The sequence below is a fragment of the Nocardioides sp. genome, from assembly GCF_047606145.1.
Classification (GTDB): Bacteria; Actinomycetota; Actinomycetes; order Propionibacteriales; family Nocardioidaceae; genus Nocardioides.
This window is the reverse complement of the sequence record NZ_JASGET010000038.1, coordinates 18,375-38,796: the sequence shown is the minus strand read 5'-3', so window position 1 is coordinate 38,796 and position 20,422 is coordinate 18,375. Positions and strand designations below refer to the sequence as shown.

General features: G+C 70.8%; 23 protein-coding genes. 10 read left to right on the top strand and 13 right to left on the bottom strand.

The window, feature by feature from the left end:
* From QM638_RS05730 to QM638_RS05720, 3 genes are all read right to left on the bottom strand, one after another.
* Positions 1-361 (bottom strand): alpha/beta family hydrolase (locus tag QM638_RS05730; protein WP_415140985.1); only part of this gene is annotated, 361 nt, incomplete at its 3' end.
* Entirely contained in the window at positions 358-1,122 is a 765-nt protein-coding gene (locus QM638_RS05725) for an SOS response-associated peptidase (protein ID WP_415140984.1), read from the bottom strand. The genes QM638_RS05730 and QM638_RS05725, both read right to left, overlap by 4 nt.
* Positions 1,123-1,202: 80 nt before the next feature.
* Entirely contained in the window at positions 1,203-2,042 is an 840-nt protein-coding gene (locus QM638_RS05720) for a hypothetical protein (protein ID WP_415140983.1), read from the bottom strand.
* A 168-nt stretch (positions 2,043-2,210) separates the two neighbouring features.
* On the opposite strand from QM638_RS05720, the gene QM638_RS05715 reads away from it, so the two are divergent.
* The 6 genes from QM638_RS05715 to QM638_RS05690 all read left to right on the top strand — a co-directional run bounded on the left by QM638_RS05715 (position 2,211) and on the right by QM638_RS05690 (position 9,221).
* Entirely contained in the window at positions 2,211-4,859 is a 2,649-nt protein-coding gene (locus QM638_RS05715) for a sigma-70 family RNA polymerase sigma factor (protein ID WP_415140982.1), read from the top strand.
* A gap of 48 nt (positions 4,860-4,907) precedes the next feature.
* Positions 4,908-5,432 (top strand): DoxX family protein, encoded by a 525-nt coding sequence (locus tag QM638_RS05710; RefSeq protein ID WP_415140980.1) that lies wholly within the window; start codon positions 4,908-4,910, stop codon positions 5,430-5,432.
* Positions 5,433-5,487: 55 nt separating this feature from the next.
* A complete protein-coding gene (aroA, locus tag QM638_RS05705) occupies positions 5,488-6,762 on the top strand; it encodes a 3-phosphoshikimate 1-carboxyvinyltransferase (protein ID WP_415140979.1) in 1,275 nt (424 codons plus the stop codon).
* Positions 6,763-6,783: 21 nt separating this feature from the next.
* The gene (rsgA, locus tag QM638_RS05700) at positions 6,784-7,800 is read left to right on the top strand and encodes a ribosome small subunit-dependent GTPase A (RefSeq protein WP_415140978.1); all 1,017 of its coding nucleotides are present in this window, start codon (positions 6,784-6,786) and stop codon (positions 7,798-7,800) included.
* 44 nt (positions 7,801-7,844) lie between these two features.
* Positions 7,845-8,711 (top strand): inositol monophosphatase family protein, encoded by an 867-nt coding sequence (locus QM638_RS05695; RefSeq protein ID WP_415140977.1) that lies wholly within the window; start codon positions 7,845-7,847, stop codon positions 8,709-8,711.
* A 78-nt stretch (positions 8,712-8,789) separates the two neighbouring features.
* Entirely contained in the window at positions 8,790-9,221 is a 432-nt protein-coding gene (locus QM638_RS05690; RefSeq protein WP_415140976.1) for a CBS domain-containing protein, read from the top strand.
* Positions 9,222-9,242: 21 nt separating this feature from the next.
* On the opposite strand, the gene QM638_RS05685 is transcribed toward QM638_RS05690, so the two are convergent.
* Complete coding sequence (locus tag QM638_RS05685; RefSeq protein WP_415140975.1) at positions 9,243-9,521, bottom strand: hypothetical protein; 279 nt, start codon at positions 9,519-9,521, stop codon at positions 9,243-9,245.
* A 31-nt stretch (positions 9,522-9,552) separates the two neighbouring features.
* Between QM638_RS05685 and QM638_RS05680 the strand changes: the two genes are divergently transcribed.
* The gene (locus QM638_RS05680; RefSeq protein ID WP_415140974.1) at positions 9,553-9,933 is read left to right on the top strand and encodes an FKBP-type peptidyl-prolyl cis-trans isomerase; all 381 of its coding nucleotides are present in this window, start codon (positions 9,553-9,555) and stop codon (positions 9,931-9,933) included.
* A gap of 17 nt (positions 9,934-9,950) precedes the next feature.
* Here the strand turns inward: QM638_RS05680 and QM638_RS05675 are convergent, their stop codons facing one another.
* Both QM638_RS05675 and QM638_RS05670 read right to left on the bottom strand, forming a co-directional pair.
* On the bottom strand, positions 9,951-10,163 hold the full coding sequence (locus QM638_RS05675; protein ID WP_415140986.1) for an RNA-binding S4 domain-containing protein: 213 nt from the start codon (positions 10,161-10,163) through the stop codon (positions 9,951-9,953).
* Positions 10,164-10,352: 189 nt separating this feature from the next.
* A complete protein-coding gene (locus QM638_RS05670; RefSeq protein ID WP_415140973.1) occupies positions 10,353-11,615 on the bottom strand; it encodes a DUF445 domain-containing protein in 1,263 nt (420 codons plus the stop codon).
* 41 nt (positions 11,616-11,656) lie between these two features.
* On the opposite strand from QM638_RS05670, the gene QM638_RS05665 reads away from it, so the two are divergent.
* Both QM638_RS05665 and QM638_RS05660 read left to right on the top strand, forming a co-directional pair.
* A complete protein-coding gene (locus tag QM638_RS05665; protein WP_415140972.1) occupies positions 11,657-12,052 on the top strand; it encodes an adenylyltransferase/cytidyltransferase family protein in 396 nt (131 codons plus the stop codon).
* A 129-nt stretch (positions 12,053-12,181) separates the two neighbouring features.
* Positions 12,182-12,826, top strand: coding sequence for an NAD(P)-dependent oxidoreductase (locus QM638_RS05660; RefSeq protein WP_415140971.1), 645 nt, complete (start codon positions 12,182-12,184; stop codon positions 12,824-12,826).
* 178 nt (positions 12,827-13,004) lie between these two features.
* On the opposite strand, the gene QM638_RS05655 is transcribed toward QM638_RS05660, so the two are convergent.
* The 3 genes from QM638_RS05655 to QM638_RS05645 all read right to left on the bottom strand — a co-directional run bounded on the left by QM638_RS05655 (position 13,005) and on the right by QM638_RS05645 (position 15,751).
* A complete protein-coding gene (locus tag QM638_RS05655) occupies positions 13,005-13,811 on the bottom strand; it encodes a vWA domain-containing protein (RefSeq protein WP_415140970.1) in 807 nt (268 codons plus the stop codon).
* A gap of 168 nt (positions 13,812-13,979) precedes the next feature.
* Positions 13,980-14,921: an AAA family ATPase gene (locus QM638_RS05650; protein ID WP_415140969.1), complete on the bottom strand. Its 942-nt coding sequence runs from the start codon at positions 14,919-14,921 to the stop codon at positions 13,980-13,982.
* A gap of 20 nt (positions 14,922-14,941) precedes the next feature.
* Complete coding sequence (locus tag QM638_RS05645; protein WP_415140968.1) at positions 14,942-15,751, bottom strand: mycofactocin-coupled SDR family oxidoreductase; 810 nt, start codon at positions 15,749-15,751, stop codon at positions 14,942-14,944.
* A 380-nt stretch (positions 15,752-16,131) separates the two neighbouring features.
* Here QM638_RS05645 and QM638_RS05640 point away from each other — a divergent pair, with 380 nt between their 5' ends.
* Positions 16,132-17,895 (top strand): subtype B tannase, encoded by a 1,764-nt coding sequence (locus tag QM638_RS05640; protein WP_415140967.1) that lies wholly within the window; start codon positions 16,132-16,134, stop codon positions 17,893-17,895.
* Between the two features lie 136 nt (positions 17,896-18,031).
* Here QM638_RS05640 and QM638_RS05635 read toward each other — a convergent pair whose 3' ends face one another.
* From QM638_RS05635 to QM638_RS05620, 4 genes are all read right to left on the bottom strand, one after another.
* Positions 18,032-18,325: a chorismate mutase gene (locus QM638_RS05635; RefSeq protein WP_415140966.1), complete on the bottom strand. Its 294-nt coding sequence runs from the start codon at positions 18,323-18,325 to the stop codon at positions 18,032-18,034.
* Positions 18,326-18,389: 64 nt separating this feature from the next.
* A complete protein-coding gene (gene trxA, locus QM638_RS05630) occupies positions 18,390-18,788 on the bottom strand; it encodes a thioredoxin (protein WP_415140965.1) in 399 nt (132 codons plus the stop codon).
* A 123-nt stretch (positions 18,789-18,911) separates the two neighbouring features.
* Positions 18,912-19,055 carry a hypothetical protein gene (locus QM638_RS05625; protein ID WP_415140964.1) on the bottom strand — a complete coding sequence of 48 codons (144 nt, stop codon included), beginning with the start codon at positions 19,053-19,055 and terminating at the stop codon, positions 18,912-18,914.
* 62 nt (positions 19,056-19,117) lie between these two features.
* The gene (locus QM638_RS05620) at positions 19,118-20,392 is read right to left on the bottom strand and encodes a low temperature requirement protein A (RefSeq protein WP_415140963.1); all 1,275 of its coding nucleotides are present in this window, start codon (positions 20,390-20,392) and stop codon (positions 19,118-19,120) included.
* Positions 20,393-20,422: the final 30 nt, after the last annotated feature.

Genomic DNA, 20,422 nt, shown 5'->3' with positions numbered 1-20,422 from the left:
GCGCCGTCCGCGCCGCCGACCGGGCGCCGGCGGAACGCCCGCCGACGACCAGCGGGGTGCGGGTGCGCATCCGGTTGGCCGCCGCGGTCAGAGCGACGTCCAGGGTCGGCGGAGCGGTGGCGATCGGCCGTCCGGCCACTCGCCAGGGCTGCTCGAAGCGCGCCACCGAGATGCCCTGGGCGGGCAGCGCCCGGGTCAGCGCCAGCAGATCCGGGGTGTCGATGCCGTTCCCGGCACCGTGGGAGAGCAACAGCGTGGCGATCGGCCGACGGGCCCGACGGGTGACCAGCAGGCCGTCGCCGTACGGCGTCTCGACGACCTGCTCGACCATTCCCCGCCGGTCCGGCACCGATCCGCTCATCTCTCCTCCACCGGCAGTGGCTCCACCAGCTCGGGCCCGTTGTTGCGCACGTTGCCCACCGACGGTGAGACCGGGTAGGCCTCGAGCGTGCCCGGAGCGGCGGGGACCAGCAGCTCCGACGAGCCACCCCTGGTCGGGTCCAGCCACGCCGTCCACCGGTCCTGCTCCACCATCAGCGGCATCCGGTCGTGGATCCGGCCCAGCGAGTCCTCGGCGGTGGTGGTGATCACCGTGCACGACCACACCCAGCGGGTCGGGTCGTCGGGGGCCTTGGCCGGATCCGGCCAGAGCTCGAAGAGCCCCGCCATCGCCAGCACGCCGTGCTCGCGCGGACGGATGAAGAACGGCTGCTTCCGCGCTCGCCCCCGGGCATCGACGTCGTCGGTCACATACCACTCGAAGTAGCCGTCGGCGGGGAGCAGACACCGGCGCCGCGCGAACGCCTTGCGGAACGCGGGCTTGCTGGCCACCGTCTCCAACCGGGCGTTGATCAGCCGGGAGCCGATGGCGACGTCGTCGGCCCAGGACGGCACCAGACCCCAGCGCGCCGCGCGCAACTGTCGAGCCGATCCCGTCGATCCCGTCGATCCGGCGTCAGCCGGCTCCCTCGACCTGACCGGCCGCTCCACCACGACGTAGACCTCGTCGGTGGGGGCCACGTTGTAGTTGGCCGCCAGCGGCTCGGCGACGCGGATCTCCTCGACGTCAAAGACGTCGGCGAGGTCGTCCGGATCCCGGCTCGACGCATAGCGACCGCACATGTCGACCACTGTAGGAGATTCCGCCGACGGCGATGGGGGGCGGCGAGGACGAGATCGCTCGAGGCGGTGGCGGCCCGGGTTCAGGCGCCGCGGGCCAGCTCGTCGAGGAGCATCCCGGCGGAGCGGTCGTTGGGCGGCAGGCCCTCGATCCAGACCCGGTCGGCGGCGTCGTACGTCATCCGCTTGAGCAGCGAGACCCGGGTCGGCAGCACCTCGTCGCGTGGCGTGAGCACCACGATCCTGGTGTGGCCCACCTGGCCGACGGTGGCACCGGAGCTGAAGACGCTGCGAGCGGTGTTGCCGAGCAGGGTGAGCCGCCGGGCCCAGGCCAGCGACTCGGCGACCAGCGCACCCGAGTCAGCCGGGCCGGCCGGGTCCCTCCGGTCACCGGAAGGCTCTTCCGGGCGGAGCGCCGGATCGATGCCCACGGCCGACTCCCCCAGCCGACGGGCGTCGGTGACCACCAGCGCGTGTCGGGCCGCGCGGGCCTCCCGGTAGAGCTCGGTCAGACGCTCACGCAGGTGCGCCAGGGTGGCCAGGCCGGTCAGCGGATCCGCGCAGGAGAGCGAGTGCAGATAGCCGAGCGTCGACTCGCTCCACGCCAGGCTCAGGGCATGCATCTCGTCGTAGTCGGGGTCGCGTCCCGAGACGAGCTGGGTGGTGAGACGGAGACCCTCGAGGCTCTCGCCGAGGGACACCCCGCCTTCGGCGAGCTCACGCCCCGCCACCCAGCACGTCTCGGCCATGAACGGACTACCGGCAGCGAGGGCCTCACCCGCCGCCTCGAACCGCGGCGGCAGGGCCGCCCGCTGCTCGTGGGTCAACTCGTGCACGGTGCGGCGGGCAGCACGCTCGCGTCGCGTCAGCTTCGCGAAGATCCCCATGGCCGCCTCCACCTGCTCGTCCGTCTCATCCGCCATCCCTCGGTGGCGTGCGACAATGTGACGCGTCAGGTGGCCCTTCATGACGCCACGAAGCGAGGAAGAATTCCCGGACCCGAGCGTTCGCGCGCACGCGGGCATCGCGACGCGCGGACGTGACGCGCGGACGTTGCGTCACCTTTCGGGTCCCCGACCGTCAGAAGTGATGTGAGCGAGACCGATCCGGCCCGAGCCTCGTACGGCGACGTGGCCCCCGACGAGCCCGGCGATGCCGAACTGATCAGCGCGGTGCGGGCCGGCGACCTCGATGCCTACGGCACGATCTATGCCCGGCACGTCGCCGCCGCCCGGCGGCTGGCACGCCAGCTCACCTCGTCCGGCGACGCGGACGATCTGGTCTCCGAGGCCTTCGCCAAGGTGCTCGTCCTGCTGCAGAAGGGCGGTGGCCCGGACCTCGCCTTCCGGGCCTATCTGCTGACCACCGTGCGCCGGGTGCACGTGGACCGACTGCGCGCCGGGGCTCGCCTGTCCCCGACCGACGACATGACGCAGTACGACCCCGGCGTACCGTTCGAGGACACGGCGGTCGCCGGCTTCGAGAACCAGGCGGCGGCCAAGGCGTTCGCCCAGCTGCCGGAGCGCTGGCAGCAGGTGCTGTGGCACACCGAGGTCGAGGGACAAAAGCCCGCCGAGATCGCGCCGTTGCTGGGGATCAGCCCGAACTCGGTCTCGGCGCTGGCCTATCGGGCCCGCGAGGGGCTCCGCCAGGCGTTCATCTCGATGCACTCCCAGGACGCGGTCGACGACGCCTGTGCCGCGACCCGGGCCAACCTGGGCGCCTACATCCGCAACGGCCTCTCCCGGCGGGACTCCACCAAGGTCGAGGCACACCTGCGGGAGTGCCGCGCCTGTACGGCGATCTATCTGGAGCTGACCGAGGTCAACTCCGACCTCGGCGCCCTGCTGGCTCCGCTCCTGCTCGGCGGTGCCGGAGTCGGCTATCTGGCCGCGGCCGGCGCCGGCGCGAAGGCCGGAATCCTGGTCTTCCTCGGCAATGCCAAGGCCTGGGTGCTGCACAACCCGGCCGGCCGGGTCGCCGCCGGCGTCACCGGCGTCGCGGCGGCGGCCGCCGTGGCGGCGGCGATGGCCCTCACCGGCGGACATCCCACCACTCCGGTCGCCGACCCGAGCACACCCACGTCCACGGCACCCGCCACGCCGGGCAGCTCACCGTCCTCGGCGCCGGACTCCACGACGCCGAAGGACACCACACCCGGCGACACGGATGACACGGACAACACGGGCGACACCGGCGACACGGGCGACAGCCCGTCGACCACGAGCGAGCCGACCGCGAGCGAGCCGACCGGTGACGCCGATGACACGCAGAGCCCGAGCGACACCGACGACTCGAACGACAACAACGACGACAACGACAACACGCCGGTGATCACCACGCCGCTGGCCGAGGTGACGACGACACCCGGCTCGTCGGTCACCATCGACCTGACCAAGGGCGTCACCGATCCGAAGGGCCGAGGGGTGTGGGTCAAGTCGGCCCGAGTGAGCTCGCCGGCCCACGGCACGGTGCGCAAGGCCGGCACGGCCCGGCCGGTGATCAGCCTGGGCGGCGGCCGGATCGGCGCCGGCACGGCGGTGGTCGCACGCAACCGACCGACGTCGGTGGTGTACACCCCCGACGCCGGCTGGCGCGGATCCGACACCATCGCCTACACCCTCACCGACGGGCATGGCACCGTCTCCGGCACGGTCAAGGTCACCACGCCCAACACCGCGCCCACCGCCCACGACCTCGCGATCACGCTCTCCGGCACCCAGACGACCAGGACCGTCGACGTGCTGAGCCACGCTGCCGACGCGAACGGCGACCGACTGCGTCTGTCCCGGTTCACCCAGCCGGCGCACGGCACCGTCACCGCGGTCGGCAACCGGCTGGTCTACACCCGGGGCTCGGGCAGCGCCACCGCCGACAGCTTCGAGTACACCGTCTCGGACGGCCACGGCGGTACGGCGACCGCGCGGGTGCGTCTCACTCTCGCGCCGCTGGAGCCGACGTCGGACGCCTCGCTGAGCCTCGACACCCACGACTACGGGGTCTACTGGCACCTGCGGGTCTCGGCGGCCGGCATCCCGGCCGGGACGACGGCGACGTTCAGCTACACCCTGACCGGGGTCGAGGTCGAGATGGTGGACGGCTGGTGGGAGTCGGACTGCGGCTCGCCAGTCATCGACGGGACGACCGTGACCGAGACCTGCACCCTCGACGGCGGCACCGACGGCCAGGTGCTGCACCTGGACTTCGTGCCGAGCGGCGACTGGACGTTCCGGGCCACCCTGACCCCGGTCGGCTTCGCCGATCCCGACCAGCAGAACAACGAGGTCTCTGCGAACGGGACGTGGCCGGTCTCGGCGTCGTCCTCCGCCACCGACTCGACGGCCGCTGTCCCCTCGTCGTCTTCGTCGACGGATTCGGCGGCATCGACGGACTCGACCTCCGCGTCGCAGTCCGACTCCGCGACGTCCGCCGCCGCCAGCGCCTCGTCGTCCGACTCGGCCACCGCATCGGCGTCGCCCTCCGACTCGGACATGGCCGATGCGACGTCTGCGTCATCGTCCGATGCCCCTTCCGCTGCCCCGCCCGACCCCTCGCCGTCCCAGTCAGCCCAGCCGACCCAGCCGACCCAGCCGTCGGGACCGTCCGGACCGTCGGACTCCACCTCGGACGATCCGAACCCGGCCGGCCGGCCCGCGCTCACCGGCCCGTCCGGGGGCTCGTCGTCCGGCGACTCGGGCCGCGAGCCCGGAGGCGGTCCCACCGACGATCGCGCCCGGTGATCGGCGACCCCTGCTGTGCTTGCGGCCGACGGTCGCTACTGTGAAGGCATGAGCCTCAGTCGACTGGTCGCCCGTCCCCTGCTCTCGTCGGCGTTCGTGCTCGGGGCGGTCAACGCGCTGCGCAACTCCGACGCGGTGGCCGCCAAGGCCGAGTGGTTCACCGGGCCGGTGACCCGGGCGGCCCAGCGGGCCGGCGTACCGGCGCCGTCGAACCCGAAGCTCTTCGTGCAGGTCAACGCCGGCCTGCAGCTGCTCGGTTCGGCCGGCCTGATCACCGGTCGCCGCCCGCGACTGAGCGCGGCGCTGCTGGCGGTGACGCTGGTGCCCACCACGCTCGCGGGTCACCGGTTCTGGGACGAGGAGACGCCGGCGGGCCGGGATCAACAGCGCCTGCAGTTCGCCAAGAACGCCTCGCTCCTCGGCGGGCTGATCATCGCGGCCGGGGACACCGACGGCAAGCCCGGGCTGGCCTGGCGGGCCGGCCACGCCGCCAAGGACGCCCGCCGTCAGGCCCGGGCGCTGGCCAAGGACGCCCGCCGCGAAGCCAAGCTGGCCCGCGCCAAGCTCGGCTGAGCAGCGCTGGCCCGGTCCCGCCGGTGCGCCGTACCGGGACCGATACCCTGCAGTGGTGACGACACCGACCCCAGACCCTTGGCCCGCACCGCATGCGCGCGGTCCGATCGAGGCGGTCGTGACGCTGCCCGGCAGCAAGTCGCTCACCAACCGTGCCCTGCTGCTGGCCGCCATCGCCGACGGTCCCTCGGTGGTACGCCGTGCCCTTCGCTCCCGGGACACCCTGCTGATGGCCTCCGCGATCACCGCGCTGGGCAGCACCGTCGAGACCGACGGCCCGGACTGGAAGGTGACGCCGGGTGCGTTCGACCGCCCGGCCACCATCGACTGTGGGCTGGCCGGGACGGTGATGCGCTTCGTGCCGCCGGTCGCGGCGCTGTCCACCGAGCGGATCGACTTCGACGGCGACGAGCACATGCGGCAGCGCCCGATCGGCGAGGTGCTCGGCGCGCTGCGTGGCCTCGGTGTGGACGTCTCCGGCGACGCCCTCCCCTTCACCCTGCGCGGCCGGGGCACGGTGCGTGGTGGCACGGTGGTCGTCGACGCCTCCGCGTCCAGCCAGTTCATCAGCGCACTGCTGCTCGCCGGGGCCCGCTACCAGGACGGGATCGACGTGCGCCATGACGGCAAGCCGGTGCCGTCGCTGCCGCACATCGACATGACGGTGGCGATGCTGCGTGCCCACGGCGTCGAGGTGGACGACTCCGAGGCCAACCGGTGGGCGGTCGCCCCGGGGCCGATCGCCGCCGTCGAGGAGACCATCGAGCCCGATCTGTCCAACGCCGCTCCGTTCCTCGCGCTGGCCGCCGTCACCGGTGGCCGGGTGACGGTGCGGGACTGGCCACACACCACCGACCAGGCGGGGGATGCGCTGCGCGAGATCCTCACCCGGTTCGGCTGCACCGTGGAGCTCGGCCGGACCGGTCTCACCGTCACGGGTCCGGGGCTCGACCGGCTCGCCGGGGTCGACCTCGACCTGCACGACGTCGGCGAGCTGACCCCGGCGATCGCGGCACTGTGCGCCCTGGCCAACGGCCCGTCCCACCTGCGCGGCGTCGCACACATCCGCGGCCACGAGACCGACCGGCTCGCGGCACTGGCCACCGAGCTCCATGCCCTGGGCGCCGACGTCGTCGAGCGGCCCGACGGGCTGGACCTGCGTCCGGCCAGGCTGCACGGCGGGATCTTCCACACCTACGCCGACCATCGGATGGCCCACGCCGGGGTCGTCCTCGGCGCCGCCGTGGACGGCGTCCAGGTCGAGAACGTCACGACCACCGGCAAGACCTTCACCGACTTCGCCCCGTTCTGGGCCGGGCTCTTCGGCTGACGCCACGGGCGGGTGGAGTGGGTGGGGACGAACCGGCGGTATGACGAGCAGGACATCGAGCACTACGACCGGCCCCGGCGACGTGGCACCCGCCCGCGCACCAAGGAACGGCCCAGCTACGACGACGCCGCCACCGGCACGGTGGTCACCATCGACCGCGGCCGGATGACGCTCCTGGTCGACGGCGCGCGGGTGACCGCCATGAAGGCCCGGCCGCTCGGCCGCAAGGCGGTGGTGGTCGGGGACCGGGTGAAGGTGGTCGGCGACGTCTCCGGCGCCGAGGGCAGCCTGGCCAGGATCGTCGAGGTGGAGCCGCGCAGCACCGTGTTGCGGCGCACCGCCGACGACGACGATCCGGTGGAGCGGGTCGTCGTCGCCAACGCCACCCAGTTGGCGATCGTGACCGCGCTGGCCGACCCCGAGCCACGCACCGGCCTGATCGACCGGGCCCTGGTGGCGGCGTACGACGCGAAGCTCGCCCCGCTGCTCTGTCTGACCAAGGCCGACCTGGCCGACCCCGAGACGCTGCTGAGCACCTACCGCTCGCTCGGCGTGCCGTGGGTGGTGACCCAGCGTGGTGGGCGGCTCGACGAGCTGCGTGACGCGCTGGCCGGACAGACCTCGGTGCTGCTCGGGCACAGCGGGGTCGGCAAGTCGACCCTGGTCAACGCGCTGGTGCCGGATGCGGGCCGCGAGGTCGGCCAGGTCAACGAGGTGACCGGCCGCGGTCGGCACACCTCGACCTCCGCGCTGATGCTCCCGCTGCCGGGCGAGGGGAACAGGCCGGACGGGTGGATCATCGACACCCCGGGCATCCGCTCGTTCGGCCTGGCGCACGTGCAGCCCGAGGACCTGATCGAGGCCTTCGGCGACCTGGACGAGCTCACCGAGGACTGTCCGCGCGGCTGCACCCACGCCGCCGACGAACCCGAGTGCGGACTGGACGTGGCCCTGGCCAACGGCGAGGTCGATCCGGAGCGGGTGACCTCGTTCCGCCGGCTGCTCGACGCCAGGTCGGTGCCGCCCTATCTGCTGTGAGCACCGGCCTCCCACGGTGTTCGACCGAGCACTAGGGTTGGGGCGTGGCGAGCGCACCCGACTACAACGACGATCTCCGGTTGGCACACCTGCTGGCCGACGACGCGGACTCGTTGTCCACCTCGAGGTTCAAGGCGCTCGACCTGCACGTGATGACCAAGCCCGACCTCACCCCGGTCAGCGACGCCGACCGGGCCGTGGAGGAGTCGATCCGGCGTACGCTCGCCCGCGCCCGGACCCGGGACGCGATCACCGGCGAGGAGGAGGGCTCGATCGGGACCGCCGCGCGGCGGTGGATCGTCGACCCGATCGACGGCACCAAGAACTACGTCCGTGGGGTGCCGGTGTGGGCGACCCTGATCGCGCTCGCGGTCGAGGACGAGGTGGTGATGTCGGTGGTCTCCGCACCGCAGCTCGGCCGGCGCTGGTGGGCGGCGAAGGGGCAGGGTGCGCACACCGGCAAGTCGCTGATGAAGTCGGCGCCCTGCCAGGTCTCCGACGTACGCCGGCTGGAGGACGCCTCGCTCGCCTATTCCTCCCTGCACGGCTGGGAGGAGCGGGACCGGCTCGACGACTTCCTGGCGCTGATGCGGCGCTGCTGGCGCACCCGGGCCTACGGGGACTTCTGGTCCTACATGCTGGTCGCCGAGGGCGCCGTCGACATCGCCGTCGAGCCGGAGCTGGAGGTCTATGACATGGCCGCCCTCGACGTGATCGTGCGCGAGGCCGGCGGCACCTTCACCTCGCTCTGCGGCGACGACGGGCCATGGGGTGGCAACGCGCTGGCCAGCAACGGGCACCTGCACGAGGCGGCCCTCTCCTTCCTCGGCTCCCTGCCCGACGGCGACTCCGATCCCGATTGGCCGGCCCAGCGGCCGGGCACCGTGACGCCGTTCCGGCGCCACGACTGACCACAGCCTGTTCTTCGCGCTGACGCCTTCACGCTGGCGCCCTTCCCCGGGGACTCGATCCGGCTCTAAGGTCAGAAGATGCGCATCGAGGAGATCCTGCACCGCAAGGAGCAGTCGGGCGTGGTGACGATCGCGCCGGACGAGCCGGTCCGCGCCTTGGTCGCGCTGCTCGACGAGCACCGGATCGGCGCCTGCGTGGTCAGCAACGACGGTGCCGACGTCGTCGGAATCGTCAGCGAGCGGGACGTCGTACGACGGCTGAACGGCGACGGCGACGTGCTGGGGTCGACGGTGGCGAGCATCATGACCGCCACCGTCGCGACCTGTACGCCGGAGGCCACCGTGGACGAGCTGATGGCGACCATGACCGAGCACCGGATCCGGCATGTGCCGGTGCTCGTCGAGGGCCGACTGACCGGGATCGTGAGCATCGGCGACCTGGTCAAGCACCGCATCGACCAGCTGACGTTCGAGCGCGACCAGTTGGAGACCTACGTCCAGCAGAGCTGACCGGATCGCGGCCGGCCGGGCTCAGCGACGCACCCGGACCCGGCCCTGGCGCAGGTCGACGCTCATCGGCCGGTCGTCGTCGGGGGTCTGGGTGAGCACGACCCGCCGCTTCTGCTCATCGAGCTCACCCCGGCTGCGGCCCGCGGCCGGATCGAAGACGTCGAGCGCCATCCCGAGCGCATCCCCCATCCCCGCCCGCGGGCCGTCGGCGGAGCGCACCATCCGGGTGCCGGCCACGACCACCAGCGCCGCCGCCGACAGGAGTGCGACGACGACCCCCAGCACGACGAGGAATGCCACCACCCCACCCTATCCGCCGTAGGGTGACGGCATGCCCGAGAAGCACGAGAAGCCAGAGATCGACTTCGTCGACCCGACTCCGCCCACCGATCTGGTGGTCACCGACCTGGTCGAGGGGGACGGCCCCGAAGCCGGTGCCGGCTCGACCGTCAGCGTGCACTACGTCGGTGTCGCCCACTCCACCGGCGAGGAGTTCGACGCCTCCTACAACCGCGGCACGCCGCTGCAGTTCCGCCTCGGCATCGGCCAGGTCATCGCCGGCTGGGACCAGGGGGTGCAGGGGATGAAGGTGGGCGGCCGGCGCCAGCTGGTCATCCCGCCGCACCTGGGGTACGGCGACCGCGGCGCGGCCGGCGTGATCAAGCCCGGCGAGACCCTGGTCTTCGTGGTGGACCTGCTCGGCGTCAGCTGAGCCATCACGTCGGCCGGCTACCAGGGCAGGTCGTCGGTGAACGTGGCCTCGTCGACCACCCGAGCGGCCTGCCCACCCAGCTCGACCACATCGCCGACCGCCAACTGGCGTCCGCGGCGGGTCTCGGTCTCGCCGTTGACACGGACCCGACCCGCGGCGATCACCGGCCGCGCCTCGGCACCGGACTCCACCAGGCTCGCCAGCTTGAGGAACTGGCCGAGCCGGATCATGTCGTCCCTGATCGGCACGTCGAACGGCTCCGGCGTACTCACCTCGACATCATCCCATCCCGACGCTGCCACCGGCATCCCGTCCTCCCGTCGGTCGAGTAGCGAGCCGAGCGCTATCGAGACCCCGGCCCCCGACAAGGAGACCCGCGAGAGGGTCGGCGGCGGTCACCGGCCGGGCTCAGGCCATGCTCAGGCCAGTTGGGTGAGCAGATGGATGAGCACACCGACCAGACCGCCGACGATGGTGCCGTTGATCCTGATGAACTGCAGGTCGCGGCCCACGTGCAGCTCGATCCGGCTCGCGGCCTGCTTCCCGTCCCAGCGCTGGATGGTGTGGGTGATGACCGCGATGGCCTCCCCGCCGTAGCGCTTGACCACGAAGACCGCGGCGTCGGCGGCGAGCCGGTCCAGCTGGCGCTGCAGCGCCTCGTCGCCGACCAGGCGGGCGGCGAACAGGCTCACCTCGTCGAGCGCGCGCTGACGCACCACTCCGTCGGGATCCTCCAGCGATCCCGCGAGCGCCCGCTGGAGCGCCTGCCACAGCGAGATCGAGGTCGCCACGATCTGGGGATGGTCGAGCAGCCGGAGCTTGAGGCGTTCGGCCCGCTCCTGGGTGCTCGGGTCGGTCTGCAGGTCCCGGGCCAGGTCGCGCAGCAGCGCCTCGAGGGCCTTGCGCGCCCGGTGGTCCGGGTCGTCGCGGATCTCGGCGACCCAGCGCACCAGCTCGGTGTGGATCCGGTTGGTGAGCGGCTCCTTGAGCGCCTGCGGTGCCCACCACGGTGCCCGCTCCCCGATCACGTCGGTGACCGTCTCCTGGTTCTCCGCCAGCCAGCCGTGGAGTTCGACCAGCGCCAGGTCGATGATGCCGTGATGCAGCTCGTCGTCCAGCGCCTCGGTGAGGGTGGTCCCGATCAGCGGGGCGATCGGCTCCTCCCGGAATCGCGGGATCAGCGCGTCGGTGACCAACGACTCGATGTGGTCCGGCCGGACCCGGGCCAGCGCCGCCGCGACCAGGACGGCGGCCTCGTCGACCAGCCGCCGGGCGTTCTGCTCCTCGCAGAGCCACAACCCGATCCGCAGCGCCGGCATCGCGGTCGTCAGCCGGTCTCGGATCACATCCTCGGCCAGGAAGTTCTCCTCGACGAAGTCCTCCAGGCTGGCGCCGATCTCGTCCTTGCGCCGTGGGATGAGCGCGGTGTGCGGGATCGGCAGCCCGAGCGGATGGCGGAACAACGCGGTGACGGCGAACCAGTCGGCGATGGCACCGACCATCGAGGCCTCGGCGCCGGCGTTCAGGTAGCCCCACGCCCCGTCGCGGTGCAGGGTGAGGGCGTAGACGACCGCTGCCAGCGCGAGCAGGCCGGTGGCGATCGTCCGCATCCGGCGCAACGCCCGGCGTCGTACGGCGTCCGCGGCGCTGTCCGCGGCCATCAGGCCGCCCGGGGTGGTCATGAGACGCGATTCTGCCTGGTGGCGTGGAAGAATCCCGGACCATGCCCCGGACCGTCATCACCTTCGGCACCTTCGATGTCTTCCATGTCGGCCATCTGCGCATGATCGAGCGGGCCGCGGCGCACGGCGACCGGCTGGTGGTCGGTGTCTCGGCGGACGCGCTGAACCGGAGGAAGAAGGACCGGGACCCCGTCTTCGGCGAGGACGAGCGGCTGGCCATCGTGGCGGCGCTCAAACCGGTCGACGAGGTCTTCCTGGAGGAGAGCCTGGAGCTCAAGCGGCACTACATCGAGACCTACGGCGCGGACGTGCTGGTGATGGGCGACGACTGGGCCGGCCGATTCGACGAGTTCAAGGACGTCTGCGAGGTGGTCTACCTGCCACGCACGCCGGCCATCTCCACCACGGCACTGATCGAGAAGATCGCCGGCGCCTGACCCTCTCTCTCAAGATCGGCCGGGGCCGCCACACCGACGGGGACACGGTCGGAATAGCTGCTTCACCCAATCGGTTGTCTCGACAACGAACCGCACGCGGCTCCGGCCGACCACAGGAGAGGAAGCACCATGTCCACCATCGTCATCTTCGGCGGGACCGGCTACGCCGGCGGCAACATCGCGCGTGAGGCGGCCAAGCGCGGCCACACCGTGATCTCCTACTCCCGGCACGAGCCGACCACGCCGGACGCGGGCGTGGAGTATCGCCTCGGCTCGCTCGCCGACGACGCCGTCATCGCCCAGGCCGCGACCGTGGCCGACGAGGTGGTGGTGGCGGTGCACGGCGCCGACGTGGACGGCGCCACGCTGGCCAGCCGTCTGCCGGCGCTGATCGCGGCGGCCATCGCGAACGACGCCCGGCTCTCCTTCGTCGGCGGCGCGGGCAGCGCGCTGGTGGCGCCGGGAGGTCCGCGACTGGTGGACACCCCGGACTTCCGCGAGGAGTGGAAGCCGGAGGCTCTCTCGCACGCGGAGGTGCTCGACGCCCTGCGCGCCAGCCCCGCCGAGCTGCGCTGGTTCTACGTCTCGCCGGCAGCGCTGTTCGGCGCGTTCGCGGCCGGGGAGACGACCGGCGCCTACCGCACCGACGGCGACGTCCTGGTGACCAAGGAGGACGGCTCCTCGGAGATCTCCGGGACCGACTTCGCGCTCGCCTACGTCGACGAGATCGAGCAGTCGAACCATCCCCGGCAGCGGTTCACCACCGGCCACTGAGAGGACGACCGAGAGAACAGGAGCCTCAGACCCCCTCGCGGGTCTGAGGCTCCTCGTGTCCCAGGCAGAACGCCACAGTAGCGGGTGGCCGGCAGTGCTGACGGATTTCCTTGGCAAAACTTCGGCAGAGCAAAAATTTCCCGCATTCCTGACGGCCCGGGTGTCGCAAGCACGGATCTCACCGGCCCCAGAAGAGCGCCGAGACCGCCGGCGCCACGTCCCGGTGACCCCGCACCAGCCGTAGCCTGCCGTGCCCGACCTCGGCCAGATCCCGGCCGAGGTCGACGTCCTTCTCACCACTGATGTCCAACAGCACGTCGAGTCGCGGCAACCGCGCCGCCATCCGCCGCGGATCGGGCCCCGCGTTGTGCACGCAGTCGGAGAGCAGCACCGTGCGGACGTCGCGCTCGGGCGCGCCGGCGAGCTGCTCGGCGGCCAACTCCAGCCCGAAGGAGACATTGGTGAGCCCCCGGGCCGGGATGCGCAGCAGCATGTCCAACAACTCCTCGGGACGCACCGGATCACCCAGCCGCAGCAGCAATGCCGCATCGGACCAGAACGCGATCACCGCCAGCCGGTCACGGGCGAGCTCACCGGCGAGCGCACCCACGGTCGCGGCGGCGGTACGGGCCCGCTCCCCCTTGCTCGACCCGGACACGTCGACCACCAGGGCGACCGCACGGGTGCCGGCGACCCGATCGCGCACGATCAGGTCCTCCGGCTCCGGCATCGGATTGGCGGTCAGCACCTCCAAGGTGGCGTCGAGGTCGAGCTCGTCCGCCGCGCCCCGATACGGCACGCTGGCCAGCGGGCCCTGGCCCCGACGGGCTCCGGCCCGCTCGCGCGGCCGAGGCACCGAGAGCCGCGCGGCGATCTGCCGGGCACGCTCGCGCACCTCCGGCTCGACCGCGAGCCGAGCGTCGACCTCCTCGTCGATCGGGATGAGCTGCGCGGACTCGTCGGTGAAGCCGGTCTGTGCGCGCACCGGTCCCACACCCGGCCGGGACCGCCGCCCGCCACGAGCACGCCATGGGTTCGAGCCGGCCCCGGCGCCGGGCTCGAACACGGTGGGCCGTTCGTCGAGCTGTTTCGGCGTGCGTCGCAGCGGCCGGCCGGTACGGCGCGCCAGCGGACCGTCGGCCGCGACGGCTCTTCAACTGGGACCGTCGTAGGCGGCCGGATGCAGCACGAACCGGTCCTCCCAGATCTGCCGCAGGACCTGCTCCGCGGTCGCCTCCGCGGCCTCGTCGATCCGGATCCGGCCGGAGAGCGAGACCAGCATCGCGTCGTAGAACGTCTCCGGATACCGCGGGTCGGCGGGCCCGCTCAGCTGCCGCAGCCCGACCAGCTCGATCATGATCATCGCGCAGTCGATCGCCCCGCGGACGCTGCTCGGCGCGCGGATCAGCTCGTGCGTGCGGGTCGCCCGCGTGACGGCCACCGCGTCCGCGGAGATCTGCTCGCCGCCCTCCTGGTCCAGGCCGGCCCGAGCGATCCCCGTCGGGTCCAGGCCGGCGCGCAACATCACGATCCGTCGCTCGGACTCCTCGTCCTGGTAGTCGACGACTATCCGGTTGAGTCGATCGCCGATGGAGGTCGACAGCCGCGTGGTGCCGACGTTGTCGAACGGGTTCATCGAGGCCACCACCCGAAACGTCGCCTTGGCCTCCACCAGTCCCACCCGCGGCACCTCGATCCGCCGGTCCGCCATCGCGGTGAGCAGTGCGTTGAGGACATCCTCCGGGGCGCGGTTGACCTCCTCGACGTACAGGAAGCCGCCCTCGCTCATCGCCTGCACCAGCGGGCCCGGCACGAAGTTGTCGGCGCGGTAGTCCTCGCGCAGCACCCGGGCCGGATCGTGGTGACCGATCAGCTTGGCCGGGGTCAGATCGCCGTTGCCCTCCACGAGCAGCAGCGGGATCCCCCATTCCGCCGTGATCGCCCTCAGGATGGTCGTCTTGCTGGTCCCCGGTGGGCCTTCCAGCACCAGGTCGCGGCCGGCGGCCGTGGCCGCGAGCGCAAGCTCGATCTCGCGCTCACGGCCCACGACACGCTGCTGGATGCGCTGTCTGGCACCGTCCAGATCTACCGCCATCTCCGCTCGATCCGATGGGTTCAGCGGATGGTGTTGCCCGCGTCCACGGTCAGCTCGAGGCCGGTGACGTAGCGGGACTGGTCGGAGGCGAGGTAGAGCACCGCGTTGGAGATGTCGCGCGGGTCGACCATCTCCACCGGGTAGGTGTTCATGAAGATCGGCCCGAGATTCGGGTCGCGGCCGATCAGTGAGTCCAGCCCGCCGAGACCGGCGACCATCGGGGTGTCCACTCCGGTGGGGTGCACGGTGTTCACCCGGATGTGGTGGCTGGCCAGCTCGTTGGCCAACGAACGGCAGATGCCCACCACCCCGTGCTTGGCGGCGACGTACGGCGCCAGGAACGGCAGACCCTTGATGCCGGCCGTGGAGCTGGTCGCGATGATCGAGCCGCCGCCGGCGGCGATCAGGTGCGGCACGGCGAGGACCATCGAGTTCCACACACCGGTGAGGTTGGTGTCGAGGGTGTCCTGCCAGATCTCGGGGGTGACCTCGTCCCAGGCCTGGACGGTACAGATGCCGGCGTTGGCCACCACGATGTCGAGGTGACCGAGCTCGGCGACGCCGGCGTCGATGGCGGCCTTCACCGCGTCACGATCGCGGACGTCCGCCTTGCGCGCGACGATCCGGCGATCCAGCGCCTCGACGGCGGCCACCGTCTCGTCGAGATCGTTGGGTGCCGACATCGGATAGCCGACGGTCGAGTAGTCCTCGAGGACGTCGACCGCGATGATGTCGGCCCCCTCCTCGGCCAACCGGATGGCGTGGCTGCGTCCCTGCCCGCGTGCCGCACCGGTGATGAAGGCGACCTTGCCTTCGAGAGTTCCTGCCATGGAGCTGCCTCCCAGAGTCGTGGCGAACGTCACATCAAGCGACTGATGTCAGCCTAGGTGGCACTCAGTGCCGACTCAAGAGGCGCCGCGGCCCGCGACCGGTGTCACCGGGACGGGCAAGCACCTCCGTCCCGCGCCGCCGCCCGGCGCGGAACGGGCTCGCGTCGCGCACGCAGGCGGAGAGCAGCGGCCTACGGCCGCTCCGGTTGCCCCGAGACGACATGCTCGCCTTCGTTCGCCGCCCAGGCGCCCTCGGACGAGCCCATCCAAATTTCTGTGGACGAAATTGATAGCACTATTGTGGACAATTTATGTAACGTCCGTCACACCTCGGCCCTCGCCGAAGTCCGCGCCCAGCCGCGGCCTCTGAAAGGAGAGACATGACCTGGTACACCAGAACCGGAATCCTGCGACGTAGGTCGCGAGGCTTCGCGCTCGCGGTCGCGATTGCGGGCTGCTCCCTCGTCCCTGCTCCGTTCGCGTCGGCCAACGGAGCGGGTGCGTCGATCGCGTCCACGCCGACGACCAAGACCGCAACGAGCCTGTCGACCAGCGCCGTCGACAAGGCGCTCACGTGGGACCCGAGCAACTACTCGGTGATCACTGTGACCATCGACGGCGTGGAGCAGAAGGTCCGTTGGTACAAGGAGGTCTGTTACGTCGCGAATCCAGTGGAGGCCGCACCCACGCAGTACAACAACATCACCGGCACGATCACCATCTCCGATACGCGCTGCGGCTACGAGAGCATGAACGTCTTCGTGCCGCAGAGTGCCTGGAGAAACCCCGACGCCGCCATCTACATGGCGGTGCACAACGAGGGCTGGTTCATGAGCTACATCTCGGCAAGCGTCACCGACGGCGAGAGCTTCGACAGTTCCACCGACAACGTCGGCGCGGCCCTGAAACACGGCTATGTCTTCATCGACCTCGCCAGTCGGGACAGTGACTTCATCTCGGCGGACGGCACCGACCGGGGAAAGTCTCCCGAGGTGGTCGTGGATGCCAAGGCTGCAGTTCGATACCTGCGGCTCAATGACTCTCGGATGCCCGGGAGTGCCGAGCGCATCATCATCAACGGCGGCAGCGGGGGCGGTGGTCTCGCCTCAATCCTCGGCTCGTCCGGCAACAGCGCTGACTACTACCCCTACCTGGCCGACATCGGCGCCGCGGGCATCACCAGGCGCGGCGGACGATACATCAGCACCTTGGACGACGACGTCTTCGCCGTCAACGCCTACTGCCCGATCACCGACCTGGGCAACGCCGACGTGATCTACGAGTGGCTCTACACCAGCCTCAACACTCGTGCGGATGTCGGGCAGGACTCCTTCCCCGAGGACAGCAAGGAGCTCGCCGCCGAATTCGCCGCCTACGAGAAGAGCCTCGGCCTGACCAATCCGGACGGCACACGGCTGACAGCAAAGAACATGATGGCCACCCTGCGGTCGGAGATCATCCGGTCGGCGAACCACTACTTGGCCTCCGACCCCGCCAACACCATCCCGGCGTACGGCGAGAACTTCGTCATCACCGGAGTGGGGGGTGCCACGAAGTCGTACACGAACAATTGGATCTGGGTCAACCAGAGGACCAGGAGAGTCACCAACGTCGACATGAAGAAGTACCTCGACTTCGTCGCAACGCAGCAGCAGTTGAAGAGCACCCCCTCATTCGACATCTACGGGGTGAACGGCCAGACCGGACACGAATCGATCATCTTCGGCACCGGAAGCCAGGAATATTCCAACTTCACCGAGTTCAGTTGGGAGCACAACTCCGTTGCAGGAGACGGAACCGGCTATGACGACACTGGCCTGCACTGGAAGCAGTTCATCAAGACCGCCGCCGGCAAGAACATCGTCAAGCAGGTCAACATGATCAACCCGATGAAATACATCTCGACCGCTGCAGACACCGCTCCCTACTGGTACGTGCGAGCCGGAACACGCGACCGCGACACCGCCTTCACGGTGTCGCTCAATCTGGCTCGAGCGCTACAGAGCGACAAGAGCGTCAAGGACGTCAACTACCGCCTCGCCTGGAACCAGCCACACGCCGGCAACTACGACGTGCCGGAAGCAATGGCCTGGATCGCGCGGGTCCTGAAGCACGCCGGCAGCCCCACGCGTCACGCCGGCTAGCTGTGACGCCAGCCCTTCGGGGTGCTGGCGAGACGTGTCCGGCAGCCTCTGTCCATGCTGCCGGACACGTCACGTCGGGCGGCGCACTCCCACCCGAGCGCGCACCGAGTGCCTGTTCAGGGCGTACCCGCCGGTCTCAGTTCTCCAGGAACGCCTGGTGGTTGCGGATCACCTCGGCGATGATCACGTTGAGGATCTTCTCCGCGAACGCGGGGTCCAGGCCGGCCTCGTCGGAGAGCGCCCGCAGCCGCGCGATCTGGACCGCCTCGCGGTCGGGGTCGGCCGACGGCATCCCCGCGCGTGCCTTGAGCTGTCCGACCTGCGCCGTGCACTTGAACCGCTCGGCGAGCAGGTGGATCAGGGCGGCGTCGAGATTGTCGATGCTCGATCGCAGCCGGAGGAGCTCGGTCTTGGCGTCGTCGGCGGTCACCGGACCATCAAACCCGATGGCGGCGGCCGGCGGCGGCCGGTATCCGGATGCCGGTCGCGGGCGATCAGCCCTCGCGATCGTCCCCCGTGCCCCGACTGTCCCGACTGTCCCGGCTGTCCTGCTCGGCCAGCGCCTTCTCGACGTCCAGCTCGACCACGGCGTCGATCACCTGCTGCAGCGCCGGCGCGGGCAGCGCGCCGGGCTGGGAGAAGACCAGGTGACCCTTCTTGAAGGCCATCAGGGTCGGTATCGACGTGATCCTGGCCGCACCCGCCAGCTGCTGCTCGGCCTCGGTGTCGACCTTGCCGAAGACGATCTCCGGATGCTCCGCCGAGGCCTGCTCATAGACCGGAGAGAACTGACGGCACGGTCCGCACCAGCTCGCCCAGAAGTCGACCAGCACGATGTCGTGGTCGGTGACGGTCTGCTCGAAGTTCTCGGCTCCGAGCTCGATGGTGGCCATGTCGTTCCTCTCGTCGGCGGCTCGATCGGGCGGCCCGCCGTACCGTGGGACGCCCGTGCCTTCCAACACCGTCACCGCCGGCCGGATTCCCTCCCCGCCGGGGGCGGCCGGCGCACGGATGGCTCAGCGCAGCTGCTTGCGCTTGGAGCCGAAGTGTCGCTCGATCCGGCTGCGCGGCTGACCGAGGATCTTCGCCAGCAGCGGCACCCGGAAGATCCACGCGCCACCGAGCACGACCACGATGAGCAGGATGATGAGGAAGGTCATGGTCAGACTCTAGTAGGCGCCACCAGCGCTGCCCGAGGAGAAGCGCACGACCTGGTCGGACCTCACCTCTGGCCGGGTGCGCGGAGCTCGTAGCCGACCACCGGGACGAAGGTCGCGACCATGACCAGTACCAGCGCCCAGGGCATCGAGGCGGCACCGACGAGTACGGCGAGGGCCAGGACCGCCAGCACCAGCAGGTGGATCCCCAGGTCGCGAGGATCCACGCGCCCCGCCATCGCGGAGACGACCGCCTCCTTGACCGCGACGAAGACGGCCACCGGCACGGCCACCGCCAGCGTGACGCCCACCTGTCCGATGGCGTGAGCCTCGTCCGCGACCCGCTCGGCCAGGTAGAGGCCGGCCACGTGCAGGCCGGCGCCGGTGCCGGCGATCGCGCCGAGCAGCGGGATGTGGCCGTAGCCGAAGACGTAGCCGGTCGCGGGCCGCGCATGGATCAGGGCCGCGAACGGGGTCAGGAAGTAGCTCCACCACAACCCGAAGGTGAGCCCGACGCCGGCCACCAGGACGAGCACCGCGTCGAGACTCCAGTCCTTGCCGGTGACCCCACCCAGTGCGCCCTGCGAGGACGCGACGGTGCCCACCACTCCCTCGCCGAGGGCGATGATGGCGAACAGGCCGTACCGTTCGGCGATGTGGTGCGGGTGCCACGGTGTGCCCGAGGCCCCGCCCTGGGCGAAGACCGGGATCAGCAGTTCGATGACACCCAGCGGCACGATCAGCGCGAACGAGGCACCGATGCCCAGGTCTCTGAGCGCGATGGCGACCCAGCCGACCTGCGCGACCAGGATGCTGACGACGTTGCGCAGCGCGACGGTCCGGTACTCCTCGGCCTCGCGAGCGACACGCAACCACTGCGCGACCAGCCCGATCCGCATCACCACGTAGCCCACCACGATCAGGTGGCAGTCGAAGGCGTGCCCCTCGCTCAGGCTGTGGAACATCGGCACCAGGCCGAGCGCGACCAGGACGACGCCGACCATCTGCAGCATCGTCCACAGCCGATAGACCCAGTCGTCGGTGTCGAAGGCGGAGGCGAACCAGCTGAAGTTGATCCAGGCGACCAGGATCGCCACCATGCCGAAGCCGAAGCCGAGCACACCGGCGCCGACCTTCCCGGCGACCACCAGCTCGGCCATGTGCTCGGCCGCCACCCCGACCGCGACCACGAAGGTCAGATCGTAGAGCAGCTCCAGTGGCGTGGCGACCCGGGCGTCCTCGTCCGGGTCGCGACCGCGCATCCGGGTGCGGGCGTGCCGGGGGACGTCCGGCATGCCCGGCTGGGACGGCCCGCGCGGCGCACCGGTCGGTCCAGTCATGGACCTCAGGCTAGCGGCGCGACACCGGCT